Source organism: Micromonospora sp. WMMD734, from assembly GCF_049178975.1.
Classification (GTDB): domain Bacteria; phylum Actinomycetota; class Actinomycetes; order Mycobacteriales; family Micromonosporaceae; genus Micromonospora; species Micromonospora wenchangensis.
In genome coordinates, this window is the sequence record NZ_JBMHMK010000001.1 from 998366 (window position 1) to 1013300 (window position 14935).

The following is a 14935-nucleotide window of genomic DNA, read 5'->3' on the forward strand; positions in this document are numbered from 1 at the left end:
CCCGGTCCTCCCGGCGGACGGCCCGACCGGAGGCTCGACCCGGGACGCCTCCGGTCGGCGACGGTTACCCGTTGCGCTCGGTCGACTACCCCACAAGGTGTATCCCGTCAGGTGAGAAGGTCATTGCAAACCTACTAATCCTATCGGCAGGATAGGAAATGAACGGGCTGGCATTGTCGTGCTGGTCACCGGTCTGCCGGCGTCGAGAACGACGCGGCCCATGTACCGAAGGATGGGATGTCGATGACCGTCACGCACCCCGTCGGCGTCGAGGAGGTCGTGCTCGGCGGCGGGCGGTCACCCGCACCGCCGGACCGTCCACCCGTCACCGGCGTCGCCGCGCGCCTCACCCGGCCCCTGCCCGCGCTGCTGCTCGTCGGCCTGCTCGCGGCCGGCTGGCAGCTCATGGCACAGACCGCCGGCAGCGCCCTGATCCCCGGCCTCGGCGCGGTCGCCCGCAACCTGGCCGACATCACCACCAGCGGCGCGCTGGCGGAGAACGTCCGGGTCACCCTCACCCGCGTCGTGCTCGGCTTCGCGGCGGCCTTCGTCGTCTCCGTCGCCGCCGGCATCGCGATGGGCCGCAGCGAGTGGCTGCGCCGCTTCCTGGAGCCCGCCGTGCTCATCGGGCTGGCCACCCCCGGCCTGGTCAAAGCCCTGCTGTGCGTCATCTGGTTCGGGGTGAGCCTGCTCAACCCCGTCCTCACCGTCGCACTCGCGGCGGCCCCCGCACTAACCATCAACGTCGCGCAGGGCGTCCGGTCGGTCGACCCGGCGCTGAGCGAGATGGCCCACGTCTACCGGTTCGACGCGCTGACCCGACTGCGCTACGTGTGGCTGCCCGCCATCGTCCCCGACCTGTTCACCGGGGCACGCCTGGGCATCGCGATGGCCTGGAAGGTCATCGTGCTGGTGGAGATCTTCGGCCTCGCCGACGGCGTCGGCTACCAGCTCAACCTGGAGTTTTCCCAGCACAACGTGGCCGGCGTGCTCGCCTGGACCGTCGCCTTCGCCCTGGTCATGGCCGCCATCGAGTACGGGCTGCTACAGACCCTGGAACGCCGCTCGGTGCGCTGGCGGCGGGTGGCGCTGCGATGAGCGTCCGGATCAGCGTCGACGGCGTCGACAAGGCGTTCACCAGCCGGCGCACCGGCGAACGGCAACAGATCTTCCGCGACTTCTCCCTCACCCTCGCCCCCGACGAACTGGTCGCCGTGGTCGGCGGCTCCGGCACCGGCAAGACCACCCTGATGCACCTGATCGCCGGCCTGGAACGCCCCGACGCGGGCACCGTCTCCACCGGCGACGGACGGCCCCGCCTCGGCATGGTGTTCCAGCAGCCCCGGCTGCTCGACTGGACCTCCGTCGAGTCCAACGTGCGGCTCGCCGCCACGGCTGCCGGGGTCGACCCCGCCGAGGTCGCCCCGATCCTCGACGCCGTCGGCCTGACCGAGTACGCCCGGTCGTACCCGTCGGTGCTCTCCGGTGGGCAACGTCAACGCGTCGCCGTGGCCCGCGCCTTCGTCGTCCGCCCCGAGGTGCTGCTGCTCGACGAGCCGTTCAGCGCGCTGGACGAGCTGACCGCCCGCCGCCTGCGGCTGCTGTTGCAACAGCTCTGGCTGCGCACCCCGCGCACCGGCCTGCTGGTCACCCACAACGCGCTGGAGGCCGCGTTCCTCGCCGACCGGGTGGTGGTGCTCGGCGGACGCCCCGCCGAGGTGGTCGGGGAGTACCGCATCGACCGCCCGCGCCCCCGCAGCCCCGAGGACCCCGACCTGTTCGACGTGCATCGCCGCATCGTCGCCGCCCTCACCTGAACCCGCCCCACCCCTCGGCGCGGCCACCGGCCCGCCACCCTCACCCCGCGAGCCGGGGCACCCCTGAACCACCTGGAAGGAACCCCCGTGTCCACGACACCCCTCACTCGACGATCCCTGCTGCGCGCCGCCGGGCTTGTCGCCGGCGGCGCCGGCGCGGCCACCCTGCTGAGCGCCTGCGGCACCGACGAGCCGGCCGCCGCCGGCACCCGCAGCGCCAAGGTGCAGCCCCGCAGCCCCGGCACGGCGGGGGCGATCCGCGACTCCGTGGCCGAGCAGTTCGGCCTGGAGGCCAAACACGGGCTCCGCCTCGACCGCAAGGCCGGCGGCGGTCCGGGCGCGGGACAGGAGCAGCTGCTCACCGGCGTGCTCGACATCTACGCCTTCGGCCCGCTGGGCGCGACCGAGGTCAACACCAGCGGCCACGACGTGGTCATCGTCGGACCGTCCCTGTGGAACCACGGCCGCTGGATCGTCCCCGCCGACAGTCCCTACCAGAGCATCGCCGACCTGTTGGGCAGGAAGGTCGGCGTACAGCCACCCAGCAGCGACACCTACCGGGCGGCGGCGCTCGCCGCAGCCGTCAACGGCATCCGCTTCGACCGGGAGTTCAAGCTGTTCACCGGGCAGCCCATCGCCAACCTCGCGCTGTACGAACGCGGCGACCTCGACGCGATCATCGCCATCGAACCCAACGCCACCCGCCTGGTCGGCTCCGGCAACCGGCAGCTCGCCTCCGTCGACGAGCTGTGGCGTAAGGGCACCGGCGAGCGCAGCCCGCTGTTCCTCAACGGCACCGCCGTCCGCCGCGACTGGCTGGCCGCCCACCGGGAGACCGCCAGGGCGTACGTCGACTTCACCCTGGAAGCCTGGCAACTGATCAAGCAGGACCCCACCCTGATCGGGAGGTACCACGCCGACTACGGCGTCCCCGCCACCGAGAAGAAGGCCATCGAACTACTGCCGGAACGGCTCGCCCCCGTCTACGCCGACGTGTGGGACGACACCGTCTTCGCCAACCTGGAGAAGCAGATCGACCTGGCCGTCGAGGTCGGCGTGCTGAAGAAGCGGGCCGCCAAGCCGGTGTACGAGAAGCTCTGAGCCGGCGATGTCCCTGCCCCGGCGCCGCCGCGCCGCCCTGCTGGTGTGCTGCGGGACGCTGTTCCTCGGCGTCCTCGACGGCGCGGCGTTGAACCTGGCCCTGCCGTCGGTGCACCACGAACTGCGGCTGAGCACGACCGAGTTGCAGTGGGTGGCGACCGGCAACGCGCTGGTCCGGGCCAGCCTCACCCTGCTCTGCGGTGCGGTCGCCGACAGGTACGGGCGACGGCGGACGTTCCGGGTCGGGCTGCTGGTGTTCGCGGCGGGATCGGTGCTGTGCGGGGTGGCCCCGCACGCGCCCGCCCTGATCGCCGCCCGGGGCGTGCAGGGGGTCGGAGGAGCGTTGATGGTCCCGCCCGCCCTCGCCCTCATCGCCAACCTGTTCCCCGACGCGGTACACCGCGGCCGGGCGCTGGGCACCTGGAGCGCGACGGCCGGGGTGTCGGCCGCCTGCGGACCCCTGGTCGGCGGGGTGCTGGTGCAGGCCGCCGGCTGGCGCAGCCTGTTCGCCGTGAGCGTCGGCGGCGCGGCGCTGCTGTACCTGGGCACCCGGCTGCTGCCGCCGGGCGTCGTCGACGGCCCACCCCGCCGCCTCGACGCGTTGGGCAACACGCTGGCCGCCCTGGTGCTGGTCGGCTTCACGTTCGCGCTGATCGACGGCCCGAGCCGGGGCTGGCTGACCGGGCCCGTCCTGGTCGCCGTGGCCGTGGCGGTGGCCGCCGCCGTCGGCTACCTGCCGGCCGCCCGCCGCCGCCCCGACCCGGTGCTCGACCCACGCCACCTGGCGATCCCCGCGCTGCGTGGCGCGGTGCTCACGGCGGTCGTGGCCTACCTGACGCTGGGCGGCTTCACCTTCGTCAACACGTTCTACCTGCAACAGGTACGCGGGTTCAGCCCGCTGGCCACCGGCCTGCTCACCCTGCCCACCACCCTCGGCACGCTGGTGCTGGCCAACGTCTCCGGCCGGATCGTGGGCCGGTACGGCGGCCGGCGGCCCGCCACCGTCGGGCACCTGGCGTTCGTGGCGTCGATGACCCTGCTCGCCCTGACCGTCACCGCCGACGTGGGCCTGGCCCCGCTGCTCGTCGGCTATCTCCTGCTCGGGGCGGGCATGGGCCTGGTCAACCCGCCGGCCACCAACACGGCCGTGAACAGCCTGCCCCGGGAGCGGGCCGGGGTGGCCAGCGCCATCACCAGCGCCTCCCGGCAGATCGGCACCAACCTCGGCGTCGCCGTCCTCGGCGCGGTGGTGGTCTCGGTGCTGGCCCTGACCGGCCAGCCGACCGACGACATCGCCCGGGTCGCCGCCGAGGCCGGCGACGACTTCACCACCGCCCTGCGCGTCGCGTACGCGCTGGTGGCGGTGACCGCCGCGTACTGCGCGTACGCGACGTGGCGGCTGTTCCGGCCGCCACCGGACCGGCCGGTGGGAGAGGAGGTGGTGGGGATCGAGGACGCGCCGACGGCACCACCGACCGCGACAACCGCCAGCTAACGCACAACAACGAAGCAGAAGGGACCACCCCGGTGACACTCAAGAAGGTCAGGAGCGTCCGCAGCGGCGCCATCTTCACCCTGCCGTACCTCGTCGGCCTGGAGCACGGCTACTTCGCCGAGGAGGGCATCGACCTGGAACTGGTCGCCCCCGGCTCGTACGACGCGGTGCTCAAGCCGATCGAGGAGCACGAGCTGGTCAGCTCGTTCGGCGGCATCTCCACGCCGTTCGAGAGCGGCGACGTCTCCCTCTACCGGGCCTGCGAGTGGGGGCAGATCCGCCGCTCCCACGACAGCGGTCGCGGCGGCCAGATCATCGCCAAGCGGGCCTCCGTGGCCAGCCAGGCGATCTTCGTCCGGCCCGACTCCGGCATCAAGCATCCGCAGGCCCTGGCCGGCAGGACCGTCGGCGTCAACTTCCACCACGGCTCGCACTACCTGGCCATCCAGTCCCTGGAGGGTTTCCTGGACCCCGACGAGATCAAGGTGGTGCACGCCGGCGGGCCGGCCGAACGGTTCCGCAAGCTGCGCGACGGCGAGATCGACGCGGTCGCGCTGATGGAGCCGTGGACCACCGCCGCCGAGAAGCTCGGTTACGTACTGATCACCGAGGCGTTCTACGTCGGCTCGGAGATCGCCAGCGCCGATGTCGACCCGGAAACCTTCGCCGCCGTCGACCGGGCCGTCCGCCGGGCCGTCGCGAAGATCAACGAGGACATCCGGCCGTACCTGCACCACTTCGTCGCCGAGGTGCCCGAGGACCTGGTGAAGCTGGAGCCGGCGGACTTCCGGCTGGGCCGGTTGCGCTACGTCGACCCGGAGCCGTACCCGGAGGCCGAGTTCGAGCGCACCTACCGGTGGATGGTGAAGTGGGGTCTCATCGCTCCCGAGTCGACGTTCACCTCGATCGTGGACAACCGGGTCGTCCCGGTCTGATCCGGGTGCTCGGCCGGCCCGGCCGACGGCGTCCGGGCCGGCCGAGCGCTGCCTGCTCGGCGCGGCCGGCCCGGCGATGGCCTGCCGGTCAGCTCGGCGGCAGGTCGACCAGGCGGTGCAGGAGGCGGCTGAGCCGGGCGCGTTCGGCCGGGGTGAGTCCGCTGAGCAGTTCGTCCTGGGCGGCGTCGACCAGGGCGTCCAGCTCCCGCATCCGGGCGGTCCCGGCGGCGGTGACGTGCACGACGTTGCGACGCCGGTCCGCCGGGTCCGGCTCGCGGCGCAGCAGTCCCTCGGCCTCCATCCCGTTGAGCGTGTCGACGGCGTCGCCCCGGTCGATGCCGAGCCGGCGGCACAGGTCCGCCTGGCTGGTGTCGCCGAACTCGTCGAGCGCGGCGAGGATGGCGTACCGCATCCGGTCGGCGGGACGGTCCAGGTGCCGGGTGACGACCCGGTTGGCGCGGGCCGCCGCGTGGTGGAGCAGCCAGCTGGTCAGCCGTCGGAGCCGGGCCGGCGGTGCCCCCGGTGCGAGTTCGGTCCGCTCTGTCACCCGCCCAGTGTACCCAAACGTTGGACCTCCAACGATTCTCTGATATCGTTGGAGGTCCAACAATATTGGGTCGGGGGTGGTGATGGCGGCAGCCGGCGGGAACGCGGACACGGCACCCGCACCGGGGCGGGTCCCCGCTACGGCGGCGCCTGTCCCGGTGTGGTGGATCGCGGCCGTCCTGGCCTCGGGCTCCGTACTGACCGGCCTCGACACCTCGCTGGTCAACGTGGGCATCGAGACCATCGGGCGCGACCTGGGCGCCTCGTTGACCGAGGCACAGTGGATCAGTAGCGGCTACCTGCTGGCACTCGCCGCGACACTGCCGGTCTGCGGCTGGCTCAGCCGGCGGATCGGGCCCGGTCGGCTCTGGCTCTGGTCGCTGGCCGGGTTCACGCTCACCTCCGCGGCGTGCGCGTTCGCCCGCAGTGCCGACATGCTCATCGTCACCCGGGTGCTCCAGGGGCTCACCGGCGGACTGCTCATCCCCGCCGGAATGGCCATCCTCGGCCAGGTCGCCGGCCGGGAGCGGATGGGTCGGGTCGTCGCCGTCGCCAGCGTCCCGTCGATCCTGGCCCCGGCCTTCGGGCCGATCATCGGTGCCCTGCTCGTCGACCACCTCTCCTGGCACTGGATGTTCCTGGTCAACGTGCCGATCGGGATCGTCGGACTGCTGCTGGCGCTCCGGCTGGTCCCGCGCGGCGAGGCCGGTCGGGCCGGCCGGCTCGACCTGCCGGCCCTGCTGCTGGTCGCGCTCGGGCTGCCGTTGCTCACCTACGCCGTCGCCGGGGCGATGGACCACGGTGGGCTGCTCGCGCCGCCGGTGCTGGTGCCGCTGGTGGCCGCACTGGTCGCGTTGGCACTCTTCGTCCACCGGTCGTTGCGCGCCGACGAGCCGCTGATGGACCTACGCCTGGCGCGGGACCCGGTCTACGCCGCCGCCGCGGGCACCATCGCCTTCTCCGGCGCCGCCCTGTTCGGTGGACTGATCGTGATGCCGCTCTACTTCCAGCTGGGGATGGGCCGGAGCATCGTCGACACCGGGCTGTTGCTGATGGCGTTCAGCATCGGCGCCGCAGTGACGTTTCCCCTCGCCGGCCGGTTGGCAGACGAGCACGGTGGCGGCGTCGTGGCCCTGGTCGGCCTGGCGGTCGTCGTGGTCGGCACGGTCCCGATGGCGCTGCTGCCGGCCGACCCCGACCCGGTGCTCGTCGAGGCGCTCCAGGTCGTTCGGGGCGTCGGTCTCGCGCTGGCCGGGTCACCCGCCGTCTCCACCGCGCTGGCCCGGGTGCGGTCCGACCAGATGTCGGACGCCAGTTCGCAGGTGAACATCCTGTCCCGGGTCGGCGGCGCGCTCGGCAGCGCGCTGTGCGCGGTGGTGCTCTCCGGCGCGCTGGCCGACGCGGACTCCGCCGCCGAGGTCGCCGCGGCCTTCCGGGTCACCTTCTGGTGGCTGACCGGGATGGCGCTGGTCGCCCTCGTCCTCGCCGCCCGGCTGACCCGCGCGCAGCGACGGGTGCGGGTCCAGTGACCGGGACACCGCCGGGCACCTTCACCTTCCATCGATCAGGAGGCCAGTTCATGCGTATCGCCGTCATCATCGGCAGCACCCGCCCGGGACGACGGGGCGCGGCGGTGGCCCGCTGGGTCCACCGGCTCGCCGCCGAGCGGGGCGACGCGGTCTACGAGGTCGTCGACCTGGCCGACCACGACCTGCCGCACCTCGACGAGTCGGTGCCGGCAGCCATGGGCCCCGAGCACTACACCGCCGCGCACACCCGCCGCTGGGCCGAGACCGTCGCTTCGTACGACGGGTACGTCTTCGTCACCCCGGAGTACAACCACTCCTATCCCGGCGTGCTGAAGAACGCGATCGACTATCTCTACGCCGAGTGGCACGACAAGTCGGCGGGATTCGTGGGGTACGGCCTCAACGGCGGCGTCCGGGCCGTCGAGCACCTGCGGCTGGTGCTGGCCGAAGTGCACGTCGCCGACGTCCGCGACCAGGTCGGCCTGCACTGCTTCACCGAGATCGACGCGGATGGCGAGGTGCGGCCCGCCGGGAACCAGGTGGAGGTCCTGCACCGGATGCTCGACCAGGTGGTGGCCTGGGGCGGCGCCCTGGCCACCCTGCGCCAGCGGTGACCGGCACCGGCCCGGCCATGTCCATTTCGTTGACGCTCGTCGATGTTTGGGTTAACTTTCCAGGGAACGTCGAGGTGACATCCTCGACGGTGTTCCGCCCCGGTCGGGCCGGCCGCAGCGGACGCCCCGACCGGCACGGCCTGCGAGCGGGCCGCCCGACGCCCGACCCAGGGAACCGTCATGACCACTACGCTCCGCGCCGTACCCCCGGCACCCGTCCGCCGCCTGGTGTTGATCGCCCTGTCGACGGTGCTGGTGGTCGCCGGCATCGCCACCGGATCACCGTCGGCCTCGACCGCCGCGCCCCGGGTGGCGGCCACCCCCACCACCCCACCCGCCGCCTACCCCGGACCGGGTCGGGTCACCGGGGACGTCGGGGTGCACGACCCGACGATCGTGATCCGCCCCGGCGGCGGCTACCTGGTCGCGCACACCGGCACCAACATCGCGCTCAAGACCTCCACCGACCGGACCGCGTTCCGCAACGCCGGCACGGTCTTCCCCAACGGCGCACCCTGGACCACCACGTACACCGGCGGCAGCAGCAACCTGTGGGCACCGGACCTGACCTACCGCGACGGCCGGTACTGGCTGTACTACTCCGCCTCCACGTTCGGCTCCAACCGGTCGGCGATCTTCCTGGCCACCAGCACCACCGGCACCTCGGGCAGCTGGACCAACCAGGGTCTGGTGATCGAGTCCCGCACGTCCGACACCTTCAACGCCATCGACCCGAACCTGGTCGTCGACGCCACCGGCAGGTGGTGGCTCAGCTTCGGGTCGTTCTGGTCCGGCATCAAGATGGTGGCGCTGAACCCGGCCACCGGCAAACGCTCCGACACGACCATCCTCAGCATCGCCGGGCGCAACGGCGGCGCCATCGAGGCCCCGGTGATCGTCAGGCACGGCAACCACTACTACCTGTGGGTGTCGTTCGACAGGTGCTGCCAGGGTGCGGCGAGCACCTACCGGGTCATGGTGGGCAGGTCGACCTCGGTCACCGGGCCGTACGTCGACCGCAACGGGGTGGCGATGACCGCCGGCGGTGGCACCCAGGTGCTCGCCGGGCACGGCAGCATCCACGGACCCGGGCACCAGGCGGTGTTCACCGACACCGACGCCGAGGTGCTCGTCTACCACTACTACGCCGACAACGGCACGTCGTTGCTCGGCATCAACCTGCTCGGCTACGACACCGCCGGCTGGCCGTTCGTCTACTGACCGGACGGGCGGCGATCCGGCGCGTCCTCCGGCGCGCGGAGGCCACGCCGCCGTCCGCCGGGCGACCCGACCCGGCGACGACACCCCAGGCCCCCGGAGGGCGGGGCCGCAGGTCATCGCCGGGCCGGGGCTCAGTCCCGGTCGGCGGCCACCAACCGCAGGGTGTCCTCCAGGTACCGGCGGCCGGCAACGAGCCGTGGATGCGGATCACCGTCGCCGCAGTACTCCACGCAGATGTCGGTCACCGCCGGCATCTGCGCCAGCCGGGCCAGCCACCGGTAGTTGTCGACGACGCCGGCGGCGGCATCCACGGTGAAGTCGGTGACACCGTCGCGGATCAGGCAGTTCTTCAGATGGAAGAAGGCCACCCGGTCGGCCACCAGGTCGATGACCGCGGGATCCCGGTCGTCGGCACCGAGGGCGGCGGCGTTGGCGGGATCGAGGGTGACGACCAGGTTGTCGTGTCCGGCGAGGTCGAGGAGGTGTGCGGTGGCGGCCACCGTGTCGTGGACCGTGTTGGGGTGCACCTCCACCGCCACGCGTACGCCCCGCTCAGCGGCATGCGCGGCCACCCGGTGGTAGCAGTCGGCGACCCACCCGCGCTGCACGTCGGACGCCAACGCGCTGCCGTTGCCCGCCCAGTCACGGTCCCAGTCCGTCCCGTCGCGCACCAGCCACCCGCCGGCGCCGTTGACGAGCGTGATGCCGTTGTCCGCGCAGGCGTCGACGACCAGACACGCCTTCTCCACCCACATGGCGCGTTCCCGCTCGTCGGCGGCGGTGAAGACGGCCCAGTAGTCGGCGCAGAACACCTCCACGCCGTACCGGCGACCGATCCGTACGGCGGTGGCGATGCCGGTGCGGATGTTGTCGGCATCGAACTCCGGGTCGAAATGCCACGAGGACAGTTCGATCGCCGGCCATCCGTCGGCGGCGGCGACCCGCAGCACGTGCTCCAGCGGATAGTCGCGCAGTGCGTAGCTGTGCAGGACCGGACGCACGCCACTCACCTGACCTCGGCCAGCGGCACGCCACCGGACAGCCGGACATCGGCGGCACCCGCCCCGGCAGCGGCAGTGTCCGCGATCGCGTACAGGATCTCCAGGTCGCGTAGCCCACGTTCCAGGCACACGTCCCCGGGCACCGGCTCGCCGGCCGCGCACCGGGCGAGCAACTCGTACTGGCTGCGGTACGGATCGCTCGGCGTCAACCGGGCGGCTGGGTGCCAACCCGAGGCGTCGCACCTGTTCAACGCGCCGGTGCCGTCCATCTGCCAGGCCCCTGTGACCTGGATGATGCCGCCGTCACCGACGACCGTGTAGCTCGCCACCTCGGCGGAGGCGGGCTGCTCGTGGAACGTGGCAGCAGTCTCGAAATGCAGGTAGCGGCGGTCGTCGAACCAGAGGGTGGCCTGCGCGTAGAGGTCCGTGCGGGTCGGGTCGCCCACCGGCCAGGCGGTGGCCTGGCAGCGCACCGGGTCGGCGCCGAAGATGTCGATCGCGGTGAGGACGGGGTAGATGCCGAGGTCGGCCAGGCAGCCCAGGCCGCTCTCGGCCGGTCTGCTGCGCCAGTCGTCCTTGCGCCAGCCCAGGCGGGCCGCGACCATCGTCTGCGGCGTGCCGATGGCACCCGCCCGCACCAGGCGGCGTGCCTCCTGGTTGTAGACGTTGTGTTTCGACATGTAGCCGACGATGGCGGGCAGCCCGGCGGCGGTGGCGGCGGCGACGATGTTCCGTCCGGACGCGACGGTGTGCGCCAACGGCTTGTCCACCACGACGGCGAGGCCGCGCCGCAGGGCCCCGACGGCGAAACGTTCGTGCAGGTGATTGGGGGTGGCCACGTGCACGGCGTCCATGGCGACGGCGAAGAACGCCTCCTCGTCGGTGGTGAACAGGGCGTCCGGGCAGTCCCGACGCGCCATCTCGAGGGCCTGCGGGTCCGGGTCGAGCACGGCGGCGAGGCAGCCACCGGGCATGTCGCGCAGGGCCGGGATCAGCGAATGTCGGGTGAGGAAGCCCGCTCCGACGATACCGACGCGGTAGCTCATGGCGTACTCCAATCGAGGGGTGGGGCGACCGCCGGCTGCCGGGCGCCATAGAGGAAGGACGGTCCGTGGTCGAGGCTGCCCGCGACGTTCCCCGCCAGGTGGCCGATCAGGGCGTCCAGGCCGTCACGTAGGCCAGCCCAGTCCCTGCCGGCCAACGGCGGAAGGTCGGGGCGTGGCCGCCGTCGTGCCGTGCCGGCACCCGCGTGCCAGCGCCGCAGCGCCCTGCCCAGGGCGTGGGTGCCGGCACGTACCCGGTCGGCGTCCGCGCCGAACATCGCCGTCGCCACCTCCGGCTCCGCGCCGATCGCGTGCAGCATGCGGTAGCCCAGGCGCAGCTCGGCCGGGTTGATGAGGAATCCGGCGTACGGGCCCCAGTCGGTGCTCCGCTGCTCCTCCCACCCGTCGTCCCGCCAGGAGAGCGCGTGGACCCCGGGGCGGATCGCACCGGCCTCGGTCAGGGCGTGAGCCAGCCAGGCGTGGTCGTACCCCCAGGCGAACTGCTGGCTACGGGTCGCACCGGGGGTCCGGCGCGCCTCGTCGACGACCTCGGCGGCCGGCACCGTCCACAGCTCACCGAGGCGGGACAGCACCGCCATCGCGAGCATGTCCTCGGTGCTGCCGTAGGGGGTGCCCTCGTAGAACAGCGGCCCCCGGTGGCGGACCCACCACAGCACCGGGTCCTGCCGCACGAGCAACCCGACCGTGCGGCCGGTGACCAGGCTGCCGTGGGAGGTGACCGACAGCAGGTCGTACCCGTCGCGGTTGAGCGCGCCGGGCAGCCGCCGCGCCGCGGTGGCGGGGGGCGACGCCGGCCGACGCCGACGCCAGTCGTCGAGGCTCGGTACCGGAACGACCCGGGGGCAGGCGGCCACGGCGCGCGGGCTCGCGTCCAGGACGGCCCGGAGCCGGTCCAGCGAGTCGGACGCCAGGGCGGTGTCGTCATCCAGGAAGAGCAGCATCCGGCGGCGTAGCACCGCCCCGTCCGGGTGCGCGAGCAGCGCCAGGCCCGCGTTGCGTGCCTGCGCCGCCGTGTAGCGCGTCCCCGGCGACCGGGGCGCGGCCACGATCCGGTGATCGCAGCCGGTCGCCCGTAGCAACTCGCCGACGACCCGGGCGTCCGATCCGGACAGGCCGTTGTCGACGACCAGCACGACGGCGTCCGGTGCGGCGGCGAGGACGGTGTGCAGACACAGCGACAGGCTCCCGGTACGCCCACCGCCCGGCGGGCTGTAGGTGGGGATGAGCACGGTCACGCCGCGAGTCGGTCCGTCGCCGTCGAACGACCGGGGCGCTGCGGGCTCCGCACCCGGGGCGAGCCGGGCGAGATATCCCGAGGAGGCCACCCGCGTCGTCGGCGCGACGTTCGGCGGCACTGTGGTCGTCGGCATCGCCGTCACCCACCCTCACTGGTAGCGGCTGACGAAGCCGCGCCGCTGGAACACCCACAGCGAGAACGTCGCGAACGCCAGCGCCGCCACCGCCAACGCCGTCGTGGCCAGGGCGGCCACGCCGATCTCGCCCCAGGGTGAGGGGTCACCGGTAGCCACCGCACGGGCCGCGCCGAAGGTGTACGTCGTCGGCAGCACCGCCGAGACCGGCCGGACCACCGCCGGCAACACCGACACCGGGTAGAACGCGCCGGACAGCGGCAGCACGATGAACAGCACCGTGAAGGCGAGTGTCTCGGTGCCCGAGCCGAGGATCATCACCACGCCCATCACGATCAACGCGATCGCCCAGCCGGTGAGCAACAGCAACGCCATCACCGGCACGATGGCGCCACCGGAGTCGCTGAGGTCGAAGCCGAACATGAGCGCCGCCGCCACGGACACCGCGGCGATGCCCACGCCGACCCGGATCAGTCCCTGCAGGGCCGCACCGGCCACCCACTCGACCGGACGCAGCGGCGTGGTGAGCAGGCTCGGCAGCTGCCGGGCGTAGATCTCCTCGAAGAAGCTGGCCGAGACGGCGATCTGGGACTGGTAGACGACGTGCCACATGACGATGCCGGCCACCACCGACAGGGCGGTACGGCCGGCCGCGTCACCGCCGGCACTGCGCACGTACATCGCGATCGAGCCGTACAGGAGCATGTCGAAGACCGGCCAGACGCCGATCTCCAGGAACCGGTGCGGGCTGCGTCGGGTCACGTACCAGTGCCGGACCACCACGGCGGCGATCCGGCGCAGCGCGCCACCCGTCGTCGCGGCCGTCGCCCCGGTGCTCACGAGGCCGCTCCGGCGTTGGTGGCCTTGCCGCCCGCGTTGGCCTCCTGGAGCCGCAGGTACACGTCCTCCAGGCTGGACTGCCCGAGTTGGGCGGCGATCGCCGCCAACGGCCCGTCTACCAGCACCCGACCGGCGGCCAGGAAGATCACCCGCTGGGCCATCCGCTCCACCTCGACCATGTTGTGGCTGGTTATCAGCAGTGCGGTGCCCTGTTCGCGGCACATGCCGAGCAGGCCGGTCCGCACCCGCAGCGCGACGTCGGGGTCGAGTGAGGCGGTGGGCTCGTCGAGCACCAGCAACGCGGGGGCGTGCATGGTCGCCTTGACCACACCGATCACGGTGCGTTGGCCGCTGGAGAGGTCGCTGCCCCACCGGTCGGCCAGACCGTCCATGTCGAACTGTCGCAGCCCGGCGCGGGCCTGCTCGCCCGGGTTCGCCGCGCCGTACAGGCGGGCGTACAGCGTCAGGAACTCCAGCACCCGCAGATGCGGGGGGAGCGGCAGATATCCGGAGGCGAACCCCACCCGGGCGAGCGCCGCCCGGCGGGCCCGGCGGGTGTGCTGACCCAGCAGCTCGATCGTTCCGGCGTCCGGCGCGACGGCACCGAGACAGCTCATCAGCGTGGTGGTCTTGCCCGCGCCGTTGGGCCCGACCAGCGCGACGCGCTCACCGGCGGCCACACTGAGGTCCACCCCGTCGACGGCGGTCACCTGCCGGAATCGTTTGCGCAGGCCGCGTACCCGCAGGGCCATCTCGTCAGTCATCCGTGACCTCCTCGTTCCGTGCCGTCCACAGCAGCTCACTCACCGCGGCGAGGGTCGGCGCGCACGCGTCGGCCCCGGCGAGCTGCGCCGGCGTGTGCGTGGTGCTGACCGCGAGGACCGTGCATCCGGCGTCCTTGGCCGCCCGTACGCCGTCGGGCGCGTCCTCGACCACGACGCAGCGTGCGGGGGCGACGCCCAGCCGACGGGCCGCGGTGAGATAGCCCTCGGGGGAGGGCTTGCCGTGCCGGACGTCCTCGTCGTAGACGGCGACTGCGGGCAGCGGTAGTCCGGTCGAACGGAAGCACTCGCCGACGAACCATCGGCTGCCGGAGGTCACGATGGCCCAGGGCACCCGTCGGCAGTCCCGCAGCAGCGGCACGGCCCCCGGCACCGGACGTACCTCGGCCATCCGTTGCCTGGTGAGACCGTCCAACGACAGCCGTTCGACCCGCGGATCGAGGTGCGGGGCGAACTCGCCGAGCACGTCGACGGTGCGCCGCCCGGACGTGCGGGCCAGCACCTGCTCCGGATCCAGTCCGTGGCCGGTCGCCCAACGGCTCCACACCTGCCGGAACAGCTCGCCGGTGTCGAGCAGCACGCCGTCGACGTCGAAGAGCACCGCTGCGGGAAGGGGCATC

The 14935-nt window shown here is 72.7% G+C and carries 15 protein-coding genes; 8 read left to right on the forward strand and 7 right to left on the reverse strand.

Annotated features, from left to right (window positions below; genetic code table 11):
• The first annotated feature begins 243 nt into the window (after window positions 1–243).
• From ACN267_RS04405 to ACN267_RS04425, 5 genes are all read left to right on the forward strand, one after another.
• Window positions 244–1098, forward strand: coding sequence for an ABC transporter permease (locus tag ACN267_RS04405; protein ID WP_421487986.1), 855 nt, complete (start codon window positions 244–246; stop codon window positions 1096–1098).
• Complete coding sequence (locus ACN267_RS04410) at window positions 1095–1817, forward strand: ABC transporter ATP-binding protein (RefSeq protein WP_421487987.1); 723 nt, start codon at window positions 1095–1097, stop codon at window positions 1815–1817. Before ACN267_RS04405 ends, ACN267_RS04410 begins: the two co-directional genes overlap by 4 nt.
• Window positions 1818–1904: 87 nt before the next feature.
• The gene (locus ACN267_RS04415) at window positions 1905–2918 is read left to right on the forward strand and encodes an ABC transporter substrate-binding protein (protein WP_421487988.1); all 1014 of its coding nucleotides are present in this window, start codon (window positions 1905–1907) and stop codon (window positions 2916–2918) included.
• A 7-nt stretch (window positions 2919–2925) separates the two neighbouring features.
• The gene (locus ACN267_RS04420) at window positions 2926–4413 is read left to right on the forward strand and encodes an MFS transporter (RefSeq protein WP_421487989.1); all 1488 of its coding nucleotides are present in this window, start codon (window positions 2926–2928) and stop codon (window positions 4411–4413) included.
• 32 nt (window positions 4414–4445) lie between these two features.
• On the forward strand, window positions 4446–5348 hold the full coding sequence (locus ACN267_RS04425; protein ID WP_204961727.1) for an ABC transporter substrate-binding protein: 903 nt from the start codon (window positions 4446–4448) through the stop codon (window positions 5346–5348).
• 88 nt (window positions 5349–5436) lie between these two features.
• Here ACN267_RS04425 and ACN267_RS04430 read toward each other — a convergent pair whose 3' ends face one another.
• Window positions 5437–5895: a MarR family winged helix-turn-helix transcriptional regulator gene (locus tag ACN267_RS04430; RefSeq protein WP_204961728.1), complete on the reverse strand. Its 459-nt coding sequence runs from the start codon at window positions 5893–5895 to the stop codon at window positions 5437–5439.
• A gap of 157 nt (window positions 5896–6052) precedes the next feature.
• Here ACN267_RS04430 and ACN267_RS04435 point away from each other — a divergent pair, with 157 nt between their 5' ends.
• The 3 genes from ACN267_RS04435 (at window position 6053) to ACN267_RS04445 (ending at window position 9258) form a co-directional block, all read left to right on the forward strand.
• Complete coding sequence (locus tag ACN267_RS04435; protein ID WP_421487990.1) at window positions 6053–7423, forward strand: DHA2 family efflux MFS transporter permease subunit; 1371 nt, start codon at window positions 6053–6055, stop codon at window positions 7421–7423.
• A 50-nt stretch (window positions 7424–7473) separates the two neighbouring features.
• Entirely contained in the window at window positions 7474–8037 is a 564-nt protein-coding gene (locus ACN267_RS04440) for an NADPH-dependent FMN reductase (protein ID WP_204961730.1), read from the forward strand.
• A gap of 180 nt (window positions 8038–8217) precedes the next feature.
• Window positions 8218–9258, forward strand: coding sequence for an arabinan endo-1,5-alpha-L-arabinosidase (locus tag ACN267_RS04445; protein ID WP_204961731.1), 1041 nt, complete (start codon window positions 8218–8220; stop codon window positions 9256–9258).
• A gap of 131 nt (window positions 9259–9389) precedes the next feature.
• Here the strand turns inward: ACN267_RS04445 and ACN267_RS04450 are convergent, their stop codons facing one another.
• The 6 genes from ACN267_RS04450 to ACN267_RS04475 are packed head-to-tail and all read right to left on the reverse strand — an operon-like array spanning window position 9390 to window position 14934.
• Window positions 9390–10259: a sugar phosphate isomerase/epimerase family protein gene (locus ACN267_RS04450; protein ID WP_204961732.1), complete on the reverse strand. Its 870-nt coding sequence runs from the start codon at window positions 10257–10259 to the stop codon at window positions 9390–9392.
• A 5-nt stretch (window positions 10260–10264) separates the two neighbouring features.
• Window positions 10265–11305, reverse strand: coding sequence for a Gfo/Idh/MocA family protein (locus ACN267_RS04455; protein ID WP_281896186.1), 1041 nt, complete (start codon window positions 11303–11305; stop codon window positions 10265–10267).
• Window positions 11302–12693 (reverse strand): glycosyltransferase family 2 protein, encoded by a 1392-nt coding sequence (locus tag ACN267_RS04460; protein ID WP_421487991.1) that lies wholly within the window; start codon window positions 12691–12693, stop codon window positions 11302–11304. Before ACN267_RS04460 ends, ACN267_RS04455 begins: the two co-directional genes overlap by 4 nt.
• Before the next feature lie 15 nt (window positions 12694–12708).
• Window positions 12709–13533, reverse strand: a complete 825-nt coding sequence (locus ACN267_RS04465) for an ABC transporter permease (RefSeq protein ID WP_204961735.1) — start codon at window positions 13531–13533, stop codon at window positions 12709–12711.
• Complete coding sequence (locus ACN267_RS04470) at window positions 13530–14297, reverse strand: ABC transporter ATP-binding protein (protein ID WP_204961736.1); 768 nt, start codon at window positions 14295–14297, stop codon at window positions 13530–13532. The genes ACN267_RS04465 and ACN267_RS04470 overlap by 4 nt, the downstream gene beginning before the upstream one ends.
• On the reverse strand, window positions 14290–14934 hold the full coding sequence (locus ACN267_RS04475; RefSeq protein ID WP_421487992.1) for an HAD family hydrolase: 645 nt from the start codon (window positions 14932–14934) through the stop codon (window positions 14290–14292). The genes ACN267_RS04470 and ACN267_RS04475 overlap by 8 nt, the downstream gene beginning before the upstream one ends.
• Window position 14935 lies beyond the last annotated feature (1 nt).

What these genes read in the sequence shown, in the direction of transcription:
- ACN267_RS04410 (WP_421487987.1), top strand. Translation starts at nt 1,095, where the DNA reads ATGAGCGTCCGGATCAGCGTCGACGGCGTCGACAAGGCGTTCACCAGC.
- ACN267_RS04405 (WP_421487986.1), top strand. Translation starts at nt 244, where the DNA reads ATGACCGTCACGCACCCCGTCGGCGTCGAGGAGGTCGTGCTCGGCGGC.
- ACN267_RS04420 (WP_421487989.1), top strand. Translation starts at nt 2,926, where the DNA reads ATGTCCCTGCCCCGGCGCCGCCGCGCCGCCCTGCTGGTGTGCTGCGGG.
- ACN267_RS04470 (WP_204961736.1), bottom strand. Translation starts at nt 14,297, where the DNA reads ATGACTGACGAGATGGCCCTGCGGGTACGCGGCCTGCGCAAACGATTC.
- ACN267_RS04460 (WP_421487991.1), bottom strand. Translation starts at nt 12,693, where the DNA reads ATGCCGACGACCACAGTGCCGCCGAACGTCGCGCCGACGACGCGGGTG.
- ACN267_RS04440 (WP_204961730.1), top strand. Translation starts at nt 7,474, where the DNA reads ATGCGTATCGCCGTCATCATCGGCAGCACCCGCCCGGGACGACGGGGC.
- ACN267_RS04445 (WP_204961731.1), top strand. Translation starts at nt 8,218, where the DNA reads ATGACCACTACGCTCCGCGCCGTACCCCCGGCACCCGTCCGCCGCCTG.
- ACN267_RS04455 (WP_281896186.1), bottom strand. Translation starts at nt 11,305, where the DNA reads ATGAGCTACCGCGTCGGTATCGTCGGAGCGGGCTTCCTCACCCGACAT.
- ACN267_RS04475 (WP_421487992.1), bottom strand. Translation starts at nt 14,934, where the DNA reads ATGCCCCTTCCCGCAGCGGTGCTCTTCGACGTCGACGGCGTGCTGCTC.